Below are 23,531 nucleotides of genomic sequence, written 5' to 3'. Positions count from 1 at the left end.
TTGGTTTGTAACTGTTAATAATGTTGAGGGCTTGAGATACGTGCATAAAAAAATCCGATAAACAGGGTCTATCGGATTTTTACATATAGAGGGGATCATTCAACTGATCCGCCGATTAAAGTCTTAACTGATCGGCATTAGGGCTTAAAGCCCTACTTATTAATCACTCGATAGTGTGTTTATTGTTCGCTCACTGATTTAACTGCGGCTAACAATACGTCTTCTGTTAAACGAACTTTATAATTAGGGTTCGCATACTGAAAGTGGATAAGCCCTTGTTTATCTACTACAAAAACAGCAGGAACGGGTAACGCAACCTGTGCTTTGCCATCGAGTGATACAAAGTTAACCCCTAACTTGTTGCGATAAATTTTTGCTGTTTTGTCATCGAGATAAAATGCCAAGCCCAACGTTTGGCTCAATGCCAAACTATCATCAGAGAGTAGTTGATAGTTCGCAGAGGTTATTTTAGTCTCGGCTAGCTTTTCTGGACTATCCGGAGATATTGCAATAATTTGTGCCCCCAAGTCTGCTAATTGATCCTCAATTTTTTGTACGTTGGCTAATTGCTTGGAACAATAGGGACACCATCCACCTCGGTAAACGATTAATACGGTAGTTTTTTCTTTAAAACGTTTTTTTAAAGAAACGGTTGTGCCGTTTTGGTCTTTTAAATCAACATCTGGAATTGTTAATCCAGGCAATAGTGGACTGACGTGCTCTGCCGAGTCAGCAATATTATGAGCTGTGGCTGCAAGTGTTTGGCTAGATAGCACAAGTAATGCACTAACAAGAAGGGTTCTCAGCATGGTATTCCTCAATTATTTTTTTCAACTGCTTATGAAGACCTGCTTAGCTGTTTTTTAATTTCATCAATGCTGAATTTATCTGTAGTATATAGCTAAATAAAAATGCAAGTTGGGATTAAAAATGTCTGCTAATTTACAAAAAATCGTTGTCATGCTTGAGATGCAAAATGCCATGAATACAAAAGTGCATGAGCAATGGTTTAGCCAAGGTTTTGAATGGTATCGTGCTATTTGGGTTGAGTGTGCTGAAATGCTCGACCACTATGGTTGGAAATGGTGGAAAAAACAAACCCCAGATACTGAGCAAGTTATTTTGGAGCTGGTCGACATTTTCCATTTTGGTTTATCACTGCGTATCGACGGGGAAACAAGTTACGAGCAACTTGCCGCTCAACTTGAAGCTGAACTAAGTGCGCCTGAGCAAGCTGACGATTTTAAACAAACGCTTGAGTTATTGGCTGCAACCGCCGTTGCTGAAAAGCGTTTTAATGCTGCCGCATTCGCTGGATGTATGGCGCAAATTGGCATGGACATCGACGATTTATATCGTGGCTATGTTGGCAAAAATACACTTAATTTCTTCCGCCAAGATCATGGTTACAAAGATGGCAGTTATATAAAGGTGTGGAACGGTCAAGAAGATAACGAGCATTTAGTTGAAGTTGTTAAAAGCCTCGATACGGAGCATGCTGATTTTGCAAAGCTTGTCTATCAAGGTTTAGAGCAGCGTTACCCTAAATAAACCTATTTATGCTCATTTTAGGGGCATGAAGTCACGAAAGTCGGTGGTAGATAAATAGCCATCGAACTGTTTATGCGGTTGTCGGCTATCAGGGTTGGCAACCGCAAGTATATGGCCTATGCCAAACTCTTTGGCCGCATCGAGCACTGCGGGACTGTCATCAACAAATAAAGTGCGCGCTTTATCAAACTGCCATTCTTGTTGCACTTGCTGCCATAAAGGTTGATGTTCTTTACTCACACCATATTGATGGGTTGAAATAACGCCATCTAAATAATTGTCTATTGCCGTTAACTCAAACTTTAACATGACACAATCTGGGTGGGCATTCGTAAGTAAGATTAATTCTTTGCCTGTTTTTCTAAGTTCGGTTAGAAAAGGGGGGACGTCTTCGCGAATTTTTATTAAATGCTGAATATCACGCTTTAACGCCATAATGGGTAAATCGAGTTGCTGTTGCCAGTAATCTAAACAATACCAACTTATTTGGCCGCTTACTTTTTGATAGCGTTGAAAAATGTCTGTTTTCGCCTGCTCTAAACTGAGTCCATGCTTTAATGCATATTGTTCGGGAATAACGGTAAGCCAAAAGTAATTATCAAAATGCAAATCGAGCAGAGTGCCATCCATATCAAGCAGTACTGTATCGATTTTTGACCAATTTAACATAGGCAATTCACTTTAAAAGATTTATCATGAGTGTAACTGACATGATAGCAAATTAATGCCAATGACACAGAAAAAGCACCCAACACCTCCGCAAATATTGTCTAACGAAGTCGTCGCCAAAAGCCGACTATTTACTGTTGAATCTCTGGCTTTGAAGTTTTCAAATGATGAAAAAAGGCAGTATGAAAGAATTCGTGGTGGAGGCCGGGGAGCTGTGATGATTGTGCCCGTTACAGCTGATAATGAATTGCTATTAGTAAGGGAATATTGTGCAGGCACGAACGACTATCAACTCGGTTTTCCTAAGGGCTTAATTGATCCTGGAGAAACACCAGAGCAAGCCGCAAACCGAGAGCTTAAAGAAGAGGTCGGTTTTGGTGCGAAGCATTTTTCTGCACTAAAAAAAGTAACGATGGCACCCAGTTACTTTAATGCCACTATGCATATTCTCTATGCAGAGCAACTTTATCCAGAAACGTTACCTGGTGATGAGCCTGAACCACTCGTTGTTGTTAAATGGCCAATACAAGATTGGCAATCTTTATTACAACAAGATGACTTTACTGAAGCACGAAGTGTTGCAGCTTTGCTATTATTAACAAAGTACCTAGAGTCAGGAGCGGGCAATGAATAATTTTTTAGAACCGTGTATTCGTTTAGCTGAGCAGGCAGGTGAGGCTATTATGGCTATTTATCAGCAAGATGATATTGGTGCTGAAGAAAAGTCAGATAATACACCCGTAACGAAAGCTGACTTGGCATCGAACGAAGTATTGATGGCAGGCCTAAGAAAGTTGGCTCCCGATATTCCGATTATGTCTGAAGAGACGCCTATTCCAGCACTTGAAGATAGGAAACATTGGCAGCGATATTGGTTGCTAGATCCTATGGATGGTACGGGAGAGTTTATTTTAGAAAGTGGCGACTTTGCGGTAAATATTGCGTTGATTGAAAACAATCATCCCGTCTTAGGCGTTATACACTGGCCAGCTAAACAAGTGACGTATTTCGCAAGTTATCAAAATGGTGCGTTTAAACGTGAAAATGGCCAAGATAAGCAAATTTCGGTAGCAACGCCAGATAACTTAACATTAGCGGTGAGTCGCAGGCAAAAAATTGAGGCGGTCAGTCAATATTTAAATACTCAGTTTGCCACCGTAGCATTAGGATCATGTTCATTAAAGGCTTGCATTATTGCTGAGGGGAAAGCAGATTGCTTTTTACGTATTGGCCCAACAGGTGAATGGGATACTGGTGCATCTCAAGTAATTGTCGAAGAAGCTGGCGGATGCATTACTGACGCTGAATTTAACCCACTGACTTACAATCAACGAGAAAGTACTGAGAATCCTGATTTTATTGTAATGGGACACCCAGATTGGGAGTGGCAAAAAATGATCAGTCCTCATCAACGTGCTATTTAGAGTAGTTTTGTGTGCTTTTTGTTCGCTTGAACCGCTTTTATTATTATAACCCTTGATTTCTAATTTTTTTGCTATATTATAGCGCTCTCTCTGGTACAGGGCATCGTTAACATGCTTATGTTACTAAGAGATTACAGGCGCGGGATGGAGCAGCCTGGTAGCTCGTCGGGCTCATAACCCGAAGGTCGTCGGTTCAAATCCGGCTCCCGCAACCAATTTTTTAAATTGGCTGACTTCTTAAATTAAGTGAGAAGAAAAATAAACTTAATAATTTCAGGCGCGGGATGGAGCAGCCTGGTAGCTCGTCGGGCTCATAACCCGAAGGTCGTCGGTTCAAATCCGGCTCCCGCAACCAATTCTTTGAATTGGCTGACTTCTTAAATTAAGTGAGAAGAAAAATAAACTTAATAATTTCAGGCGCGGGATGGAGCAGCCTGGTAGCTCGTCGGGCTCATAACCCGAAGGTCGTCGGTTCAAATCCGGCTCCCGCAACCAACTGAAATTAAATTAGCAACAATGATTAGACACGCCACCGCGTGTTTTTTTATGCCTGAAATTCAGGTTTATAATCCGAAGGTCGTCGGTTTGCCTTCATTATTTACTGCTCCCGCAACCCACTGAAATTAAATTAGCAAACATGATCAGACACGCAGCCGCGTGTTTTTTTATGTCTGAAATTCAGGTTTATAATCCGAAGGTCGTCGGTTTGCCTTCATTATTTACTGCTCCCGCAACCCACTGAAATTAAATTAACTAAAATTATTAGATACACATCAACGTATTTTTGCCTGAAACAATAGCGGTATTATTGGGCTTAAACGTGATGAGCTTTAGAACCGACTATAATAAAAGCTTTTCTTTCATGTAGTTAAAATGGGGAACTATTATGAATGTTAACTGAACTGAACTATTCTTTATTAATAACTAATAATAAATGTGTAGCTTTTAGGGATGACTCGGTTTCTTATTTATCTTTTTAGTCTATTTTTTTTACCTTTTGCGTGGCCTGCGTTTCAAAATTTCAGTATTGATAATGGCTTATCACAAAGCGTTGTATTTGATATTCAACAAGATCAGCAGGGGTTTGTATGGTTCTCTACGCAAGCAGGGTTAAACCGCTTTGATGGGAATGAATTTATTGTTTTTTCGTCAACAGGAGAAAACAATAGTTTAACGAATAACTACATTTATCCGCTTGCACTCGATAACGAATCGCACCTTTTTATAGGCACCCGCAATGGGGGCGTAAATCAACTCCCGTTATACGATTACCAATTTTCTTCGCCCATTTTAACAGACTACCGTATTACCAGTTTGTTTGTTGATTCTCACGTGCTGTATATCGGCACGTATGATGGCAGTTTATTCGCTTACAATAAACGCAATGAAAAAGTGACCCCACTAGTGCGGGATATAAAAAAGCCTATTTATGCGATAACAAAAATACACGATGTATTGTGGCTAGGTACTCATGGTGCAGGATTAATTCATTATGATCTTGCTAAGCAACAACGTGTCAGTACGTTGTTGAATGGATTTACAAAGCCGCCTAGCATTCATTCGAGTATCTTTGCGATAAAGCAGGCAAATGACGAAACAATATGGTTGGCCAGTCAAGGCGGTGGGTTATTTAAGATTGATTTATCAGCAAAATCGATGCAGCAATGGCTTAAATCGAGCGACTCAGAGTACGGGTTAACCAGTAACGAAATTCGTGATATCGAGTTTGATCAGCAAGGTCGAGTATGGCTTGCAACGCGAGGGGGCGGCATCAATATTTTTGATCGCAAAACCAACACGTTTACTGCTTTAACCCATGACCCATTTGACAGATATAGCTTAGCGCACGACCGAGTTTACAGTATTTACCGTGATAGTAGCGATATTATGTGGTTTGGTACTGCCAATGGTATCAGCAAGCTAGATCCTGCTTCACTTCAATTCAGTAAATTAAAAAAACCGACACCGCTTTCAAGTAAAGATGCTTGGGCGCTATTTGAAGATTCGCAGCAACGTATTTGGTATGGCAGTTGGGGGGGCGGGATAGATATCCTTGATCAACAATTAAACCGTATTAAACACCTCGTGGCGAGCAACTTACCCAATTCAATTACCAGTAACGCAATTAAAGCGATAACCGAAGATTTAAATGGAGACATTTGGGTTGGTAGTTGGCAGCAGGGTATTGATGTGCTCCACCAAGATGGCAGTGTGACACATTTTCGAGCTGATGAAGGGAGCCATGGATTAACTGAAAACAGTATTTACGCCTTGCTGGTGGATGAGAAAAATAATGTCTGGGTAGGGACGAATGGTGGTGGATTATTTTGTTTTGATAGGCAATTAGGTCGGTTTATCAGTTTTTCAGAAAAACAGGCACATTCTCAATTAGTCATACCTACAGCAAGGGTGACAAGCTTATATCAAAGCTCCGCAACAGACATGTGGATAGCAACCGATGGGGATGGGGCGTATTACTATAACTTTGCGACTGATTCTTTAATTAATTATCGCAAAGGTAACCCCGCATCTGCTTTATCTGATAATACGGTGAGAGCCTTTTTACAGGAAGGTTCACGTATGTGGTTAGCGACGTCTAATGGAATAAATATCATTGACACCAATAGCCAGCAAGTAAAGGTTATTAATGTGGCAGATGGTATGCCTAATCAAGTGATTTATGCTTTATTAAAAGGCAATGATGGCATGGTTTGGGTAAGTACAAACAATGGATTAGCTAAAATAAATCCAGAGAATTTTGCAATCACCAGTTATAAAGCTCGTCACGGTTTGCAAGGCAATGAATTTAATGCCGGCGCCTATCTGAAAATGCGAGATGGCCGGTTAATGTTTGGCGGCACCCAAGGTGTAAGTGTTATTAACCCTGAAACACTCGTTAAGAATAAACAAGGTGGGCAGTTAGCATTAACGCGTTTACAGTTTGACGATCAAGACCTTATTACTTCTGCTGGGAGTAAGCTCGGTAGCCTTTACCAAATCGAGAAGAGTCGCATCGTCACAGTGCCAGCCGATATTACACGCATGCACTTACAGGTCAGTTATTTGCATTATTCAGAACCTAAAACTAATAAGTATTCTTACCGTTTAGAAGGTTTTGAACAGCAATGGAGAAATGTAACTGGTCCTTACTTATCAATAGATTACACCAACTTACCGCCTGGCAGTTATCAGCTTATCGTTAAAGCAAGTAGCGAAAGTGGAGCGAACGCACTCGCCCCATTGTTATTGAATATCAAAGTACTGGCTCCATGGTGGCAAAGCCCTGCTTTTTATGTTGTTTGTGCAGTACTTGTCTTATGTTTGGTGTGGTTATTAACGGTGCTTTGGACCTATCGGATCCGTAAACAAAAGTATCAACTAGAGCAACTTGTCAATGAGCGCACTGATGAAATTGCAGAGCAAAAAGCGCTGATAGAACAGCAAGCTGATGCGCTTAGTGATTCGCTTGAAAATAAAGTGCGCTTTTTTACGCATGCATCTCATGAGTTACGTACGCCACTTAGTTTGTTAATCGCACCATTGCAGCGTCTTATTTTTAATGAAAAAAACACAGATAAACGTGAGCAGTTAACCTTGGTATTACGAAACAGTCGACGTTTAGAAAATCTGGTCGATAAACTCTTAACATTGACCCGTTATGATGAGCGCAATGAAGAGATTATTAAGGTTGTATCCTTGTCTGCGATTGCGCGTGAGGTTGCAGGACAGTTTTCTGTACTCGGTGAGCAATCAGTAGAGTTTTATGTTGAAATAGAAGAAGCAATTTTTATATCAAGCACCCGAGAGGGGCTAATTACTATATTAAGCAATTTACTCAGCAATGCCTTCAAGTATACAAAACAAGGGAGTGTAAGCTTAAAAATAACAACGCATGATAACAATGCCTTTATTGAGGTGACCGATACAGGTAAAGGGATTGCTGATGCGGAGAAAGAGAAAGTATTTGATATCTTTTACCGTGTAAGCAGCCAAGCCAATGTAGAAGGCAGTGGTGTTGGGTTAGCCATTGTGAAACGTCTCGTTGATAAGTATCAAGGCGACATTCAGCTTGTTAGTCGCTTAGCGGTAGGCACAACATTTACGCTTCGTTTCCCATTAGCTGAGGCTGTCGAGCAGGCAACCTCGGTGAGTATCGACAGTGAGAATCTTAAAGCCAAGAAAAATTGTGAGCAACCTACCGTACTGGTTATCGAGGATAATGATGAGTTGCGTCATTATTTAAAAACTGAATTACACCCGCGTTATCAGGTATTACTGGCAGAAGATGGTCACGTTGGTTTGCAAATAGCGCAAAGCCAAGTGCCAGATTTGATAGTGACAGACTTAATGATGCCAAAAGTGGATGGTTTTGCCGTATTAGATGCGCTACATAGCTCCCCTGTTACGTGCCATATTCCCGTGATAATACTCACTGCTAAAGGAGACTATGAAACGCGGGTAAGCGGTTTAAAACAACATGCTCTGGATGTAATCACCAAGCCTTTTGACAGGGAAGAATTATTATTAAAAGTCGAAAATTGGATTGATTGGGTTAATCAATATGCTCAACAGCATGTGATTCAGGTGTCAGATCAAAGCCCACCAAAGGCAGATACTCCCGTTGATCCGCGTGATAAACAGTTACTTGAAAAGCTTGAGCACTATGTATCTGAAAATTATCAGCAACAAGGATTCTCAATGACGCATTGTGCTAAGCATCTCGCACTGAGTGAACGTCAGTTGCAGCGTAAGTTAAAAGTGTTTCTCAACATGACACCGAGTGAATATTTACGGGATTATCGACTCATAAAAGCTGCCGAGTTGTTACGCCAAGGTCGTCAAATTAGTTTGGTGATTGACGATATTGGTTTTTCATCTCGCTCACATTTCTCGAAATTTTTTAAAGTAAAATATGGTATGACGGCAAAAGAATATCAGTGTCACTACGTTTAACTTATTGATTTTTATTGTTATGTCGTATTTGAGTACATTTTTGTCGGCATCAAGCATACATAATTTTTGCATCTCATCTAACCTATAAAACTTAACGAAAGATGAACCGTTTTGATGGGATCTCACGTGTTCATATTTGACGGGCAAACATAGCTGAACTCAGTATATGGTTAAGGAAGTCACGGAGATCCCGCCTTTGTTCATAATTGTTAGATTTCGCTTCCCTTGAGATATGGCAACTGTTTGTGCAGTTGCCTCTTTTTGGGTGGCTACGTAGCAATCAATGTAAGGAATGACATGATGAGCCCTCCTAATTCACGATTAATAAATCACTTTAAACAGCTACTGCTCGCGACAAGTCTTGTCGGTTTAACCGCTTGTGGTGGCAGTGGAAGCGATAGCGACGAGGATAAAAAGCCGCCAGTTGCAGAAAATAAAAGCCCTACAGTATCAATAAGCAGCGATGAAACACTCACCGAAGGTAGCGAGTTAACGCTTCTAGCAACAGCAACTGATAGTGACGGCACTATTAGTACTTATGCATGGTCGCAGATTTCTGGTCCTGATTTAGCTTTGTCGGGTAGTGACAGTAGCAGCCTAACGATAACGGCACCTGCAATTGAAGATGATGCAGATGTGGTGTTATCTGTGACCGTCACCGATGACGATGGTGCAACAGCTAATGCACAAGTCACTATTCAATTAAAGCGTAAAGTGCTCAGTGTCACAATTACAGGTATTGTAACGGATGAGCCCATTATAAATTCAAATGTGGCGGTACAAATTGGTGATGAGTTATTTGAGATTACTGCTGATGAGCAAGGCCGCTACCGTGTTGATGTTGAAGTAGACGACTCTTTTGCTAATAAACTGGTGAAACTTGTTGCGCTAGGCGATAACGCCATCAACCCGGGTGTAGAGTTTGTTTCTCAACTTAAGTCGATTGCTACTTTAATCTCGCAAGCAGGCGAAGATGGAACACTGAGCAAAGAAGAAAACTTTGGTGTCAATATTACCAATGTAAGTACTGCTGAATTTGCTCTTATTAGTCGTGATAACGACACGGTTGATTCTGAGGATGCATTAGACAAAGCCTTGCTTGCGATTGATGCTGACGAAAAACTGCTGCTATCAGCACTAATTAAAATTATTGTTGATAATCCTGATTACAGCTTACCTGAAGGGGTAGAGTCTACGCTTGATTTAGTCAGTGACAGCGAGAGTATTGATGACTTTATCAACACCGTGAACAGTCAAGATCCAGCCTTAATAGAAACAGTAAAAGAAACCATTAAAGACGATGAAGAGTTGGTTGATAACTCATTTGGCAGTGTTGTGGGTGACTATGTTGTTATGGCGCCCAAGTATTACACGCGTTTTGGCGCGGGTCAGATTAATTTTAACGCTGATGGAACGGGCAGTTATGTTTTTATTAATTTTAATGCTTCATTCTCTTGGACACAGGACAATGATGTCGTCAGTATTACTGTTCCTGAACCAGTCAAAGTATCGTGTTATTTTGATGCAGGTACAGTGACTCAAGAAGAAATGTGCGAGTACTTAACTGATTTGGATATGCGCATTTTACTTGAAAATGACGCTAATAGAACTGTTGAGCTTTATTCAGCGTTTGAAACGAAAAACGAATCAACGACTGAGATAATATCGACAGAAGAGTTGACCGCGAATCGTACGTTAATCGATAAAACACAAACCTTAAATGTTGCCGCAGCCGATTTAGTCGGTTCATGGTATGTCGATAATACATCTGATTTTTACGGCTACAGCAGTGCCGTTAATTTTAATTTAGTTGAAGGTGGTACGGGAACACTTATCAATAATAGCAACGCACCGGTTGAGATTACTTGGTCAGTGTCTGATAACCAGTTGATGATTTCTAGCACCGATGAGTCACTTACGTTTGACTACTCGTTCTGGTTTATAAAATCAATGAATGTCGGTTACCAATTCGCAGCTTCTTTAATGTCTAAAACGGATGATTCAAGTATTACAAGTACAGGGTTATTTGTAAAAGATAACACGCTGCAGCTTACAAACAGTGATGTGTTGGGTAAATGGACTATTTATCAAGGTGTAAATTCAGCGCAACCTGATCTCCATTACGATGTATATGATGATGGCTTAATGAATTTTAGCCTTAATCAACATTATCGCTCTTGGCAGATTAACAGCGAAGGTGTGTTTGTTCGAAATAACTACTACACCGACACCGGAGGCATATCGGCAACCTGTGATAAACCCGACAATAGCTGCCCAGTTTATACAGAGTTTACACAGCAGCTGCTAGCAAAAGATGGCGAGCACTTCTTTACCTATCGTAAATACCGTGCATTTGAAATGGATGGCACCGAAATGCCTGAATATTATGCTTCTCATATTCGAGAGTTTTCTGTTTCAAGTAATTATGGTGTAAGTCGATTTGCGCCGTATTGGTGGGAGCATATGTATGCTGAAGATGATACAAGCTATCGTTACTTCTCAAACTTCTATACTCCAAAAGAGCTTGGGGTAGAAACCATTGAGTTGGCAACTATCACTGACAAAAGTTCAGGTGCTTTTGAGTACTCAATAGCAACAACCTACCAAGGCGCGTATATGCAAAACAGCTATGCACTGCAAAGTGGTAAGTTGATGTCCAATGAATGGGTATTTGAGGTCGTTGAATTTGACCGCGATTTCTTAACTGTGTGTGTTTACAGTCAAGGAAGTAGCTGTACAGAAGATGCTAAGCAGGCATGGTACTTCGATGAGGCTATGGCTCAAGAACAAGTTGTTATAGAACGTCCCGCGACTGTTCATCCTCTTGATGGTGCATGGCAACTCGCTGATGAACCTGAAGTGGCGGTGATCTTACGTGATGGTAAGTGGTTACAAATCCAAGCTATGTCACACCCTGATGATGAGACTGCCTTTGCGGGTTATGAAATAGGTGATTTTACGTGGAACGAGTCAACAGGTGAATTCTCTGTTCAAATTAGCGAAGATACAAATGGTAGTTTTGGTATTGATGATGCTGGAGCAATCACAGCCACCGTATCTGGTGATACGTTAACCCTAGATATTGAAGGTGAAGGTACTATAACGCTCACACGCATTTACAGTGCAACTAATCCGCTGATAGGAGGATACTATGATGGCTCATTTGACAGTGATTTCTTTATTGCCGTATTTAAAGAAGATGGCACATTCTTAGAGTTAGCACATGATACTGAGTTTAATGAGTTAGGTATTTCAGGTGGTTATTACAGCTACGATACAGAAACTCAAAAGGTGTCAGTAGACTTCTATGAAAAAACCTATGGTAGTCCTATTGAGCAAGCCGACCCTAACTTTATTGTGAAAGCGCAAGGTAACTTTATACACTTTAAAGATGGCGACGATTTCGGCATCATGGAGCGAGTCACGCGAGTAATAGAACAAGCGACCTTTACTGAAACAGAGTTAGTGGGCTCACATGGATTTACCTACATGGCAGATGATGGCAGTGGTATGCAAACATCGAATGTTGTTATTTCAAATGATGGTACCGCAACATTTGAATTAGAGGGTGAAGTGAGAGAAGCGACATGGGAGCTACACCTAGGTTCGTTAATGATGTACAGCGACCCGACCGTTACTCAAAACTACGGTTATGGTGTACTCATGACCCCCATAATGATGATAGATGGTGGTTTTAGTGTTGAGACTTTAGGCTTCGAAGTGCCAGAAACCTATGATGATAACGATGACCCTGCTCTGCATTCTTTTGTATCAGGCAGTTTAATTAAGCAGTAACCGTGCACAGCCCAGTAACAGCAATGTTACTGGGCTTTTGTTGAGGATTTAATCAATGAAAATATTTTATTTCTCAGTTCTTCTACTCAGCCTAACAGCCTGTAAAACAATGGATGCAGTACAAGAAGATATCAGCGATATTGGTACTAGTTTGTTTTCAAGCGAAGAAATGGATGAAAGTGCACAAGATGCATTTTTAAAAGCACAAGAAGCCTTTTATGAAGCTGATCGCGTTCGCAAGCAACATTCGCAGTTGACTGCCAAAGAGCGGAGTTTATGGCTTGAGCTAGAAGAGGACTATAACGTGTTATTAGCGACACCCAGTAAAGCGACCGAAAAGGAATCGTACTTTTCTGATACCACACTTGCTGATGGGGTTATGATGCAAAGTCTCCAATTTATTGAGTTGGTAGAAAGCGGCGAGTAATTGATTCTTCGCTTAAAAGATTGAAAAGTTTATGTTACAACGTAAGTAACATTACTTTTTAGTTACAAACATGACGGAACTTTACCATTGGTTTGATTTAATCGGCGTTGCCGTGTTTGCTGTTTCTGGGACGTTGTTAGCGTACGATAAAAAAATGGATGGCTTTGGTGTTGTTGTGTTAGCGACCGTTACAGCCATTGGGGGTGGGACCTTACGAGACCTCATTTTAGATATTCCAGTTTTTTGGTTACATGATCAAAGTTACTTTTGGGCTATTCTAGTCTCAGTTTTTATTTCGACACGGCTAATCAATAAACAGCGCTCTATTCCGTTATATGCTTTACAAATAGCGGATGCGTTTGGTTTAGCTTTTTTTGCTGTAATGGGGGCGCAAAAAGCCCTGCTTGCAGGCATGCCAGATACCACGGCTATTATTATGGGAGTGATTACAGGTTGCTTCGGAGGCATGATCCGCGATGTACTTGCTGGCAACGTACCTATGTTATTAAAAGGTGAGCTTTATGCGATCACTTGTATCGCGGGTGGCATCGTTTATACAGTGGGAATTTCACTTGGGTTAGTGACAGAAATGGCTATGGTACTGGCCATGTTAATGACCCTCACATTACGACTTGCAGCAATGAAGTGGAATCTCACATTACATGTTTTTAAATATCCCGACTAAACTGTAATAACAAGGATACATTACAGGGACAACGGAACGTGTCATTAGCTCGGATTTTCTCTCGTGCTCAAGTAGGAGTGCAAGCTCCAGAAGTCATTGTCGAAGTGCATTTAGGGAATGGCTTACCTGCTTTTCATATTGTTGGTTTACCTGAAGCCTCTGTAAAAGAGGCTAAAGATAGAGTGCGCAGTGCGCTTGAAAACTCACAATTTGGTTTTCCCGATCAGCGCATCACCGTTAATCTTGCGCCCGCTGACCTACCCAAAGACGGAGGGCGCTTTGACTTAGCCATTGCCGTTGGGATTTTAGTGGCATCAGGGCAAATAGTGTGCCCTGATATTCATCGCTATGAGTTTTATGGTGAGCTGGCCTTAAATGGTGAAGTAAGGGGAGTGAATGCCATTTTACCCTCCGTATTAGGAGCGAAAGAAAAGGGCCGGTGCTGTTTTTTACCAGCGGAAAACGACACCTTAGCCAGTCTTGTTTCTGGTGTGTCACGTAAAGCGATTTATTCTATTCAAGATGTATGGAACGACTTACTGAATCAGCAGCCCTTACCGCTTAATATTGAGTACCCAGAGCAACAAATAGAACGCGATTCAATCTATGATTTAAGTGATGTTAAAGGCCAACCTGGTGCCAAACGTGTGTTGGAAATCGCGGCTGCTGGTGGCCATAACTTGCTTTTTTTAGGCCCGCCAGGCACGGGTAAATCGATGCTAGCACAGCGAATGCCAAGCATTATGCCGACCATGTCGGATGATGAAGCAATAAGCACCGCGGCGCTTTATTCTATTATTGGTCAGTCTGTTGATTTATCTAAGTGGCGAGAGCGTCCCTTTCGAAATCCACATCATACTTGTTCGGCAGTCGCGCTGGTTGGAGGGTCATCGAACCCGAAGCCCGGTGAAATTTCACTGGCACACAACGGCGTGTTATTTTTGGATGAGCTCCCTGAGTTTGAGCGTAAAGTGCTAGACTCGCTTCGTGAGCCAATGGAAACTGGGGTCGTAACAATATCAAGGGCTGCGAGGCAAATGGAGTTTCCTTCTCAATTTCAGCTTATAGCTGCACTTAACCCCAGCCCAACGGGAAGCCATACCGACAAGCGTGCGACACCAGATCAAGTATTGCGCTATTTATCTCGTGTATCGGGTCCGTTTATTGACCGAATAGATTTACAAATTGAATTACCACGACTTACCAGCGCTCAATTGCAAAGTACCGAACCAGAAGAGAGCAGTCAGCAAGTACGTAAACGTGTGGAGCGAGCGCATGCGCTTCAGCATGCACGGCAAGGTAAAGTGAATGCACGATTGAACAATAAAGAAATGAGTCGATATTGTGGGCTTGCAGCTGCAGAGTTGCAGTTTTTAGCGAGAGCCAGTGAAAAACTGGCGCTGTCACCACGTTCTTACCATCGTGTTATTAAAGTTGCCCGAACAATTAGTGACTTAAAAGAGCAACCAACGATCACCTTAAGCGAATTAAAAGAGGCATTAAATTATCGTGCCTTTGAGCGCCTAATAAGCCAATTAACACAATTTTAAATCGATGCTTTATTCAATATTTTACGTGTTTTAGCAAGCGTCACCGTGTTAGGTGGTATGTTTATAAACAATGAGTCATTTAGGCGCTGTGTATACCTAAATAGAAAGCATATAACCTTTACCACGAACTGTTACGATGCGCTTTTGATCTTTTTCGTCACTGAGCTTTTTACGTAAACGGCCAATTAACACATCGACGGTACGGTCACTTGGGCTCCAGTCGGGTTGCCCAATCTCTTCAGATATTTTCTCTCGAGAGGTTGCTTTTCCTGCGTTGGCAATCAAGCAAATAAGCACTTTATGTTCAGCTTCAGTGAGGCGAGACTCTTCGCCACTTGGGGTGATCAAAGTGCGATTGTCAGGGTGCAGCTTAAAGTCGGCATATTCTATAAACTCTTCACTTTCATCGTCGTGTTGTGAGCCTTTTAAACGTTTGTAAAGGGCGCGCATTCTTAGCTCAAGTTCAAGCAGGTCAACCGGTTTACAAATATAATCATCAGCGCCTTGAGCAAGGCCTGCAATACGATCGGCTTGTGAGTCACGACTAGATAAAACAATTACACCAATATTGGTCAGTGCATTGAGCTCTTTGGCAAGTAACAAACCATCGCGCTTGGGTAAGACTATGTCGATCACTGCCAGAGAAATTGCATCTTGTAGAGAGGCACGTGATTGCACGATGCTTAAAGCATCGGCTCCCGTTGAATCTACCTCAATATTAAATTCAGTCTCTTTAAAATGATTGAGAATGCGTTTAACGAGAAGCTCGTCGTCTTCAACCAATAAAACTTGAATAGTCATTCGCTTTAATTTCATACTTGATTTGCTGTTATGTTAGCACTGTATGGTAAAGGCTGAGAAGTGCAATGGAGCGGTTTGTAACTGTTTCTTACAATTTAATGGCTTAGCTTTTATATATTTGTAAAAAGCTGAGTACCTTTGCAGGTACTCAGTGATGTTTTTTTGTTATTTTTCAGGGTAAAGATACTGCCACCATTGAGGCTGATCTTTTAAGTTTTTATCGAAATAAGCCAGCATCGTATTCCACCAATCAAAGCGTTTGTCACGGGCAAATATTTGGTGATCTGCACCTTTATATTCAATCAGATCAACATCTTTACCTAATAACTTTAATGCCGTGTACATATTGTGGCTTTCACCAACCGGTACATTGGTATCTGAGTCACCATGAAGTAGTAATAGCGGCGTTGTTACTTTGTCAGCATGAAACACGGGACTGTGTTGGCTATAAAGTTGCGGGTTATTCCACGGGTAGCTATTTTTAGATGCTTCAGCTGAGTATAAATATCCCCACCAACCTTGGCCCCAATAAGACGTGATATTTGAAATTCCCGCATGTGCAATAGAGGCACTAAACATATCTGTTTTTGTCGCCAGCAGCATGGTCATAAAGCCACCGTATGAGGCGCCTAAGTTACCAACGCGTTTACTATCGACAAACGGATACTGGTTAAGAAATGCTCGTGTGCCATTAATAATATCGTTTGCGGTGTATTCACCCCATGCATTAACGTGTTTAGCCGAAAACTCTTGGCCAAATCCCGTTGCACCTGTTGGTTGAATAACGTAAACCACATAACCATGTTCCGCCCACAGGTTAAAAGGGTAACGCCCAGTAAAGCCACGCGTCACCGGTGATGTACCGCCATAGTAGTAAACCAAAGCAGGGTATTGTTTACTCTTATCTATATTATGCGGCAAGTACACGCGACCTTTAATTTCTACACCTTCAGGGTTAATGAAATTAAACTCTTCAAGCGCTGCAATATCAGTGTGTTGGTAGCTAATTGGTGTGGAGTCCCACAGCACCTTAGTACGACTTTTACCTACAGTGAGTTGCTTAAGTTGTTGTGGTGTTGATGCTGTGGTGCCTGTAACAAGCAGAGTAGGGTTACGCTCGTCTGAGAAACTAAATTGCTCAACAACATCAAAGCCTGTATTCACGTTGTTAAAACGTTTTTTGCTTAAATCGTATTGATATAATTGCACAGTATCTTGCTCAGTCACTTTTAACAGTGCATCGCCATTTGCAAGCACCGTAAGTTGGCCTATCGCCGGGTCAAACTCTTTGCTTAGTGCCGTCGCTTTTTTGCCATCGCGGCTAAGTAAGTAAAGTTGCCCATCGTAATTATTGGCAAGCATGCCTTCGGGTAAATTACGGCCAAGGCCATCTCTGAAGTCAGGGCCAGCTGTAACATAAATACCGTCGTCGGTGTATTTTGCTTGATTAAAGGTTTTAAATTGGCCAAGTACATTACTCGCTGCAGTGGCAATATTTAGCTCAACAAGTTCAGTCGCGGGTTCTGGCGAACGGTTCATAGCTTGGGCTGAGCGACTCATTAACACAACACCTTGTTGAGCATCGAAGTCTTCAAGTGAATGGCTCAGCGGGCCTTGACTTAAAATTTTACTTAATCCTGTGCTTATATCGAGTAAGTACACTTGTGACGTGGTACGCGCATAAGACCAACGGTCTTGAAGCCCTTGATAGTGCTTGGTGAGTTTTCCATCGTCGCTGGGTGATTTTGACCAACTAAAAATTAAGCTGTCATTATTGTAAAATTGAAACCCATTTGCGCCTGCAAGATGCTTAGCTATGACAGTGAGTTGCAGTGTTTCTAAATTTAAGCGCTTAAGCTCGCCCTCGATTAAATACACCAAGCTTGAACCGTCTGGGCTCCAAGTTATATTGCTAGGCTGCGCTGATTCAAAACGATAAATAGTCTTATTTTTAGCGTTTTTTAACTCAGTGACATACAGAGCTTGGTTTGCTGATTTATCGTCGTAATGGCGTGTACTCGCCAAAAAATGTGCGCCATTTGGTGACATAGAAATGTAGCTTATCGTTGGCGCATCAAATAATTGCTTTGCCGATAAACCATGCTGCTCTTTTGCTGAAAAGGTCAGAGCGCTTTCCTCTGATTTAGCTTCAAAATCAATGGCAACATCATGCCAATTAGGCACTTGCTCTGTGATGATCACTATTTGATGGTCGCCTTGACTCAATGCCAATTCATAAGTTTTATCTTTTTCAGTCTGTTTTTCGCCGTTAATAAATAACTGGGCGTTTTCGATCCCCTTTAACGTTAACTTACCTTGACTAAAACGTTCGGCTGACGCTGTGAATTTTAGGGCTTGCAGGCCCCCTAAAGTAAGGGCACTTACTTTATCAAATGCTTGCCAATCTTGTTCATCACCAAAGACACGTACACGGGAGGTATTTTTTTGTAAGTGTGGCAGTAGATTGGCGATGATGGCATCGCGGTGCTCGGTTTGATAGGGCTTAAGTTGCATGTCATCGCTAAGTGGACCAATAAATTGTATTGCAGACTTATCAATGGCAGCAGCCATTGCTGTGCTTGTTAAAGTGCACAGTGCCACAGCGCTGAGTGCTGTTTTTAAGCGAGCGCGCTTGCTCAGCCAAGTTGTTGTAAACATCATGATTTAGCCTATTAAATGGTGGTTTAGAGCAATATAACACGCAGCAAAAATGTCAAAAAGTGTGCTGCGTTAGAATGCAGAATGGATTGAGCTTCGTGTAAACACTTGTTAAGGTGAGGCACTTCATTAAAGCTGAGGGCGCACAGTGACACTATTACTTGTATACATGCTGGTGGCAATTACCGTTTCTTTTTTATGCTCAGTAATGGAGGCTGTGTTGCTAAGCATTACGCCAAGCTATGTTGCTTTAATACGAAAACAGCAACCTCTTTTAGCTGAGCGTGTTGCTAAGTTGAAAGACAATATAGATCAACCATTGGCGGCTATTTTAACTTTAAATACGATTGCTCATACTGCAGGTGCTGCGGGTGTTGGTGCGCAAGCCGCGGTGGTTTTTTCGGATGCGGCTGTCGGCATTGCTTCAGCAATAATGACACTACTGGTACTCGTGTTATCCGAAATTATTCCAAAAACATTAGGTGCTAATTACTGGCGTGCTTTAACCCCCATCGTAAGCGTAAGCCTGGTGGGTTTAGTCTTTATCTTAAAACCCTTTGTTTGGTTTGCGGATATCTTAACTCGCTTTTTAGGGCGCAATTACGATGAAGCATATTATATACGTAAAGAAATTGAAGCAATGGCAGATATAGGCACTGAATCTGGGGCACTTAGACAAGATGAGTCTGAGATTATTCGCAGTTTATTGCATTTTCGCCATGCCAAACTTGATACATTAATGACGCCGCGCACTGTGCTTTTTAAAGTACACAAAGATATTACAGTGAATCAGTATTTATCGGAATATGGTTCATCGTCATTTTCTAGGGTGTTGGTATACGATAAAAATGGCGATGACATTATTGGTTTTGTACATAAAAACGATATTATGCTTGCTTACCATCGCTTGGGTGAAGACTACAAAATTAGCAAGCTGGTCAAGCCTATTTATACGGTGCCAGAAACCTTGCATGTGCCTACTTTGCTTGAAACCTTATTATCGCAACGTGTTCATATTTGCTTAGTGGTTGATGAATATGGTGATATTCAAGGCATTGTGACATTGGAAGATTTAATTGAGGCCTTAATGGGGCTTGAAATCGTTGACGAACATGACCAATCTGCCAATATGCAAAAAGAGGCAAAGCAGCGCTGGCGGCAGCGTTTAGAGAGCAGTAATACGATTGTTAGCGACGATAAACGTGAGCCTTAGCGGCGATACCCCGCTGCGGTTTTAACCATTTGCCGCCATGAAAATGACCAATTTAAAAAGTCTTCTTTGGCTTTCGGGCGGCAAAGTAAAAAACCCTGCATTAAGATAAATTCTTTATAGCGGTCTAGGTAGTCAAGCTCTTCTACGCGCTCTATCCCCTCAGCCACAATGGCTAAGTCTTCTTGAATCGCAATATTTACTAAGCTACTGACGATAACTTGTGAAAACTGATCAGTTTCAATATTACTGATTAGTGTCCTGTCTATTTTTATCTCTGTAAAAGGCAGGGTTTTGAGTTGTTGCACGTTGGTGAAGCCGGTCCCAAAGTCATCGAGCGAAATACCAAAACCACGCATTCTAAGGCGGTTTAGGGTTTCGAGTTGTGCGGCACTACGAAGTGCATACTGCTCTGTAATTTCTAAAATCACTTCGCTTGGCGATAAATTGTTTAAGTGCAAAATGAGGGCTAGTTTATCTGGGCAGCTTAAGTCTTCAAGCTGTGAAGGCGATAAATTAAAAGCCAGTTTTAAATTTGGTTCAAAGTGCTCTTTAATTTCAGAAAAGTCGCTCGTCGCCTTTTCAAATAATTGAAAAGTAATAAGGTTAATAAGATCTAAATCTTCGGCAATACAGATAAAGCGTTCGGGTAAAACGATATCATCTTCTTTACTGGTGTTAATTCGTGCCAGCACTTCAATACTTTCAACCCGATTGTCATGGCGATTAATTTTTGGTTGATAAAATGGCACGACTTCATTGTGGCTAATAGCATGCAGTAAAAGTGACTCCGAAATCGGGGATTTTGTTCGTTCGACATGAATCGAAAAATGCTCAAGTTTTTGGAGTAGTAAGTAAACTTGATTCAGTTGCACGGGTTTTGAAATATTGCCAATAAGATGCGCGTTGTGTTTACGTGCAAGGTCAGCCGCTAAATCGATGACTTTAGGGTCCATTTCAGAAATGATTGCGATCGCACCATGGTATTTCATTGCGCCTAAATGACGCATAAGCTCCATACCATCCATATCAGGCATATTTAAATCAGTGAAGACGGCATCAAAATAATGCGGGGCTTTTTTTATTTTCTCTAAGGCTTCGCAAGCACTTAAGCAGGTTGTGACATGAGGAACTTCAAGCTCATTTAAAATGGCCTGCATAACGATAAGAATCGCTTTAGAATCATCGACTACGAGTATATGCCGTGCTGACTTCACCATATTCACTCCATGAACAAGAAATGCTTTAGTTAAAAGTAGTAGAAAAATGCTATTTCGTCATGTTTTTTACTTGTGTATTGATGTAAATAATCACAACAAGGGCCGCAAGAGTTAATTCGTAATTTAGCGCCGCCTCAGTATAATAGCCACACTCCTTATTAGCCGTTAAATAGATTATGATCAGACTTCAGCTGAGCTTAGCAAATGAAACCTTTACATTGCATTTAAAGGGCGCGCAGTTAGTGCAATTATTTCATCAACAACAAGCGATTGCGTTCGAGAACCCAGAACAACAAATGTATGAGTTTGATTTTCAAGGGCAGCGTATCGGGTTAGATACCAGCACCGTGCTCGATAAAAGCTTGGGTGTTTATGTAAATCAACAGTGGGTGAGTCAACTTGCATTACCCGCTATGCAAGAGGCTGAGCCAAAACGTGGCATCATCGGTTTGCTCGCGTTAGGATTTAAACTCTTTAAAAGTGCAAAGGTCGTCAAAGCGGCACTCGCTGGTGCGTCAGTTGCCGGCTATGCATGGCTATTCTCAATCGAGTTTGCGCTAATGCTGATTGCTTGTTTAGTGGTGCATGAATATGGTCATGTTAGAGCCATGAAATACTTTGGTATTAAAACCAAGGGTATTTATCTTATCCCTTTTGTTGGAGGACTGGCTGTATCCGACGATAAAATAACAACGCGCTGGCAAGATGTGGTGATCTCACTCATGGGGCCTGCATTTGGTTTAATTACCTCAGTGCTCGGCGTGGTGCTTTATTACGCCACTGAAATGGAAATATTTGCCGGTGTTGCTGTACTGAGTGCTTTGCTTAATTTATTTAACCTATTACCAATTTTACCGCTAGATGGCGGCCATGTTTTAAAAAGTATTAGCTTTTCAATGCGATCTTGGATTGGTTTAAGCGTGTGTTTATTAGGGGTGTTATTTGGCTTATGGTTAAGTTACACCTTTGGCTTAATGCTGTTGGTGTTTTTCTTATTTGTTGGGGCGCTGGAAATTGTCTTCGAATGGCGCGGCCGTCATTACTCGCATTTAATCCCTCTGGACACCTATGGCCAAGGCTTTTCAGCGGTAATGTATGCACTTGTTGTTGCCGGACATGTGGCTGTTATGATGCACTTTGCCGACTCTGAAAGCGCAATTTTAAGCCTACCAATGAAAATTTTATCGAGTTAAGTTTACAAAAGCAGAGCGAATATTTTTGTGAATCTAATGACTAAGCAGGAAGTGTTTTTACACTTCCTGCTTTGCTTTTTAAGGATAAAAACTCAACATTAATGAAATAAACACACCCGTGATGATCAGTTGCACCAAGCAAAAGCCCATGATGTCTTTGGCTTTTAGGCCTGCAATGGCAAGCACAGGGAGTGCCCAAAAGGGTTGTATCAGGTTAGTCCATGCATCACCCCACGCAACGGCCATCGCTACACGAGGTATGTCGGCACCGAGTGCGTGTGCTGCCGGGATCACGATTGGTGCCTGAACAGCCCATTGACCTCCACCAGATGGCACAAAAATATTTACAAACCCCGCACTTAAAAAGCTCCAAAAGGGCAGTGATTCAGTGGTTGCAATGGCAATAAACCCTTCAGATATTTGCTGGGCAAGTCCTGTTTTGACCATGATGGCCATAATCCCTGCATAAAATGGAAATTGAATCACGATGCCTGCGCCACTCGGGATCGCCTGTTGTAAGCTTTGCAGTAAATTATGAGGTGTTTGATGCAGTAAAATAGCGCTGAACAGGAAAATAGCGATGACACTATTTAAGTTTAAGCCACCGCCACTGAGTACAAAGTAATAAAATAGATAGCCAAGACCAACAAGACCAATACCGATACCTAATATACGACTATGCTCAATCACTTCGGCTGGGCGAGTGGGTTTTACTGATGCCGTGGGCTCATCGTTAAGTTTTGCTGGGTCAACATACACACTGTCTTTCTCGTTTGGCAACATGTAGCGATTAACCAGTGGCATAATAATAAATAAACCCAGCACAATCGCAATATTGAAGCCTGCGAAGACGGTGTTTTCAGTGCCAATTACCCCAATACTTTGTTCCGAAAAGTGTCCGTCGGTGGCGATAGTTAGCGGTACTGAACCCGCTAAACCACCATGCCAGACAATAAAGCCTGAATAAGCGCTGGCAACCAGTAGTCGGTAATCTACCCGGGTTTGTTTGGCAATCGCTTTGGCAAATAAAGCCCCTATAACCAAGCCAAATCCCCAGTTTATCCAACTTGCCAATAAAGAAACTAACGTTACTAGTATGATTGCTTTAGCGGGGATATTCGCGAGCGTCGCAAGCGTGGTTAACAGGTGTCGCATAACAGGGGTACTTGCCAGCATATAACCTGTTAGCAAGACCAGCAGCATTTGCATGGCAAATTGCAATAAGTTCCAAAAACCACCTCCCCACGCAGCTAATACTTGCACCGGGGACGAGGGGGTAAAAATACTGGCCACAATAAAGCTCAGCAAGGTTAATAAAATGACGAAAATAAATGGATCTGGTAGATAACGTTCAACCAGCTTGGTAAATGGTTTAGCAACGCGATTTAGCATAGT

General features: G+C 41.7%; 16 protein-coding genes and 3 tRNA genes. 13 read left to right on the top strand and 6 right to left on the bottom strand.

Annotated elements, in window-relative coordinates:
* Positions 1 to 179 precede the first annotated feature (179 nt).
* Positions 180 to 806 (bottom strand): peroxiredoxin-like family protein, encoded by a 627-nt coding sequence (locus tag JIG41_RS14950; protein ID WP_036974307.1) that lies wholly within the window; start codon positions 804 to 806, stop codon positions 180 to 182.
* A 124-nt stretch (positions 807 to 930) separates the two neighbouring features.
* Here JIG41_RS14950 and JIG41_RS14945 point away from each other — a divergent pair, with 124 nt between their 5' ends.
* Complete coding sequence (locus tag JIG41_RS14945) at positions 931 to 1,551, top strand: dUTP diphosphatase (protein ID WP_036974274.1); 621 nt, start codon at positions 931 to 933, stop codon at positions 1,549 to 1,551.
* A 12-nt stretch (positions 1,552 to 1,563) separates the two neighbouring features.
* On the opposite strand, the gene yrfG is transcribed toward JIG41_RS14945, so the two are convergent.
* Positions 1,564 to 2,220 carry a GMP/IMP nucleotidase gene (yrfG, locus tag JIG41_RS14940; RefSeq protein ID WP_036974272.1) on the bottom strand — a complete coding sequence of 219 codons (657 nt, stop codon included), beginning with the start codon at positions 2,218 to 2,220 and terminating at the stop codon, positions 1,564 to 1,566.
* A 61-nt stretch (positions 2,221 to 2,281) separates the two neighbouring features.
* On the opposite strand from yrfG, the gene nudE reads away from it, so the two are divergent.
* From nudE to JIG41_RS14890, 10 genes are all read left to right on the top strand, one after another.
* Complete coding sequence (gene nudE, locus JIG41_RS14935; RefSeq protein WP_199525031.1) at positions 2,282 to 2,854, top strand: ADP compounds hydrolase NudE; 573 nt, start codon at positions 2,282 to 2,284, stop codon at positions 2,852 to 2,854.
* Positions 2,847 to 3,644 carry a 3'(2'),5'-bisphosphate nucleotidase CysQ gene (gene cysQ / locus JIG41_RS14930; protein ID WP_036974269.1) on the top strand — a complete coding sequence of 266 codons (798 nt, stop codon included), beginning with the start codon at positions 2,847 to 2,849 and terminating at the stop codon, positions 3,642 to 3,644. The genes nudE and cysQ overlap by 8 nt, the downstream gene beginning before the upstream one ends.
* A gap of 138 nt (positions 3,645 to 3,782) precedes the next feature.
* Positions 3,783 to 3,859, top strand: a tRNA-Met gene (locus tag JIG41_RS14925).
* A gap of 63 nt (positions 3,860 to 3,922) precedes the next feature.
* Positions 3,923 to 3,999, top strand: a tRNA-Met gene (locus JIG41_RS14920).
* Between the two features lie 63 nt (positions 4,000 to 4,062).
* A tRNA-Met gene (locus JIG41_RS14915) sits at positions 4,063 to 4,139 on the top strand.
* 456 nt (positions 4,140 to 4,595) lie between these two features.
* Entirely contained in the window at positions 4,596 to 8,597 is a 4,002-nt protein-coding gene (locus JIG41_RS14910) for a two-component regulator propeller domain-containing protein (protein ID WP_199525030.1), read from the top strand.
* A 297-nt stretch (positions 8,598 to 8,894) separates the two neighbouring features.
* A complete protein-coding gene (locus JIG41_RS14905; RefSeq protein ID WP_199525029.1) occupies positions 8,895 to 12,392 on the top strand; it encodes a PKD domain-containing protein in 3,498 nt (1,165 codons plus the stop codon).
* 55 nt (positions 12,393 to 12,447) lie between these two features.
* Positions 12,448 to 12,819, top strand: coding sequence for a hypothetical protein (locus JIG41_RS14900; RefSeq protein WP_199525028.1), 372 nt, complete (start codon positions 12,448 to 12,450; stop codon positions 12,817 to 12,819).
* A 70-nt stretch (positions 12,820 to 12,889) separates the two neighbouring features.
* A complete protein-coding gene (locus JIG41_RS14895) occupies positions 12,890 to 13,504 on the top strand; it encodes a trimeric intracellular cation channel family protein (protein WP_199525027.1) in 615 nt (204 codons plus the stop codon).
* Positions 13,505 to 13,542: 38 nt separating this feature from the next.
* Positions 13,543 to 15,054: a YifB family Mg chelatase-like AAA ATPase gene (locus tag JIG41_RS14890; protein WP_199525026.1), complete on the top strand. Its 1,512-nt coding sequence runs from the start codon at positions 13,543 to 13,545 to the stop codon at positions 15,052 to 15,054.
* 96 nt (positions 15,055 to 15,150) lie between these two features.
* On the opposite strand, the gene JIG41_RS14885 is transcribed toward JIG41_RS14890, so the two are convergent.
* Positions 15,151 to 15,855 carry a response regulator transcription factor gene (locus JIG41_RS14885; RefSeq protein ID WP_036974296.1) on the bottom strand — a complete coding sequence of 235 codons (705 nt, stop codon included), beginning with the start codon at positions 15,853 to 15,855 and terminating at the stop codon, positions 15,151 to 15,153.
* A gap of 165 nt (positions 15,856 to 16,020) precedes the next feature.
* Complete coding sequence (locus tag JIG41_RS14880) at positions 16,021 to 18,516, bottom strand: S9 family peptidase (protein ID WP_065978916.1); 2,496 nt, start codon at positions 18,514 to 18,516, stop codon at positions 16,021 to 16,023.
* 145 nt (positions 18,517 to 18,661) lie between these two features.
* On the opposite strand from JIG41_RS14880, the gene JIG41_RS14875 reads away from it, so the two are divergent.
* The gene (locus JIG41_RS14875; RefSeq protein WP_199525025.1) at positions 18,662 to 19,726 is read left to right on the top strand and encodes a hemolysin family protein; all 1,065 of its coding nucleotides are present in this window, start codon (positions 18,662 to 18,664) and stop codon (positions 19,724 to 19,726) included.
* Here the strand turns inward: JIG41_RS14875 and JIG41_RS14870 are convergent.
* Positions 19,723 to 20,943 (bottom strand): EAL domain-containing protein, encoded by a 1,221-nt coding sequence (locus tag JIG41_RS14870; protein WP_036974238.1) that lies wholly within the window; start codon positions 20,941 to 20,943, stop codon positions 19,723 to 19,725. The two genes, JIG41_RS14875 and JIG41_RS14870, sit on opposite strands and share 4 nt — an antisense overlap.
* A gap of 176 nt (positions 20,944 to 21,119) precedes the next feature.
* Here JIG41_RS14870 and JIG41_RS14865 point away from each other — a divergent pair, with 176 nt between their 5' ends.
* Positions 21,120 to 22,136, top strand: coding sequence for a metalloprotease (locus JIG41_RS14865; protein ID WP_036974236.1), 1,017 nt, complete (start codon positions 21,120 to 21,122; stop codon positions 22,134 to 22,136).
* Positions 22,137 to 22,214: 78 nt separating this feature from the next.
* Here JIG41_RS14865 and JIG41_RS14860 read toward each other — a convergent pair whose 3' ends face one another.
* A complete protein-coding gene (locus JIG41_RS14860) occupies positions 22,215 to 23,528 on the bottom strand; it encodes a short-chain fatty acid transporter (RefSeq protein ID WP_199525024.1) in 1,314 nt (437 codons plus the stop codon).
* Positions 23,529 to 23,531: the final 3 nt, after the last annotated feature.

Source organism: Pseudoalteromonas sp. bablab_jr011 (assembly GCF_016464045.1).
GTDB lineage: Bacteria > Pseudomonadota > Gammaproteobacteria > Enterobacterales > Alteromonadaceae > Pseudoalteromonas > Pseudoalteromonas lipolytica.
Note: the sequence above shows the minus strand (reverse complement) of the source record. Positions and strands in the feature narration are given on the sequence as shown.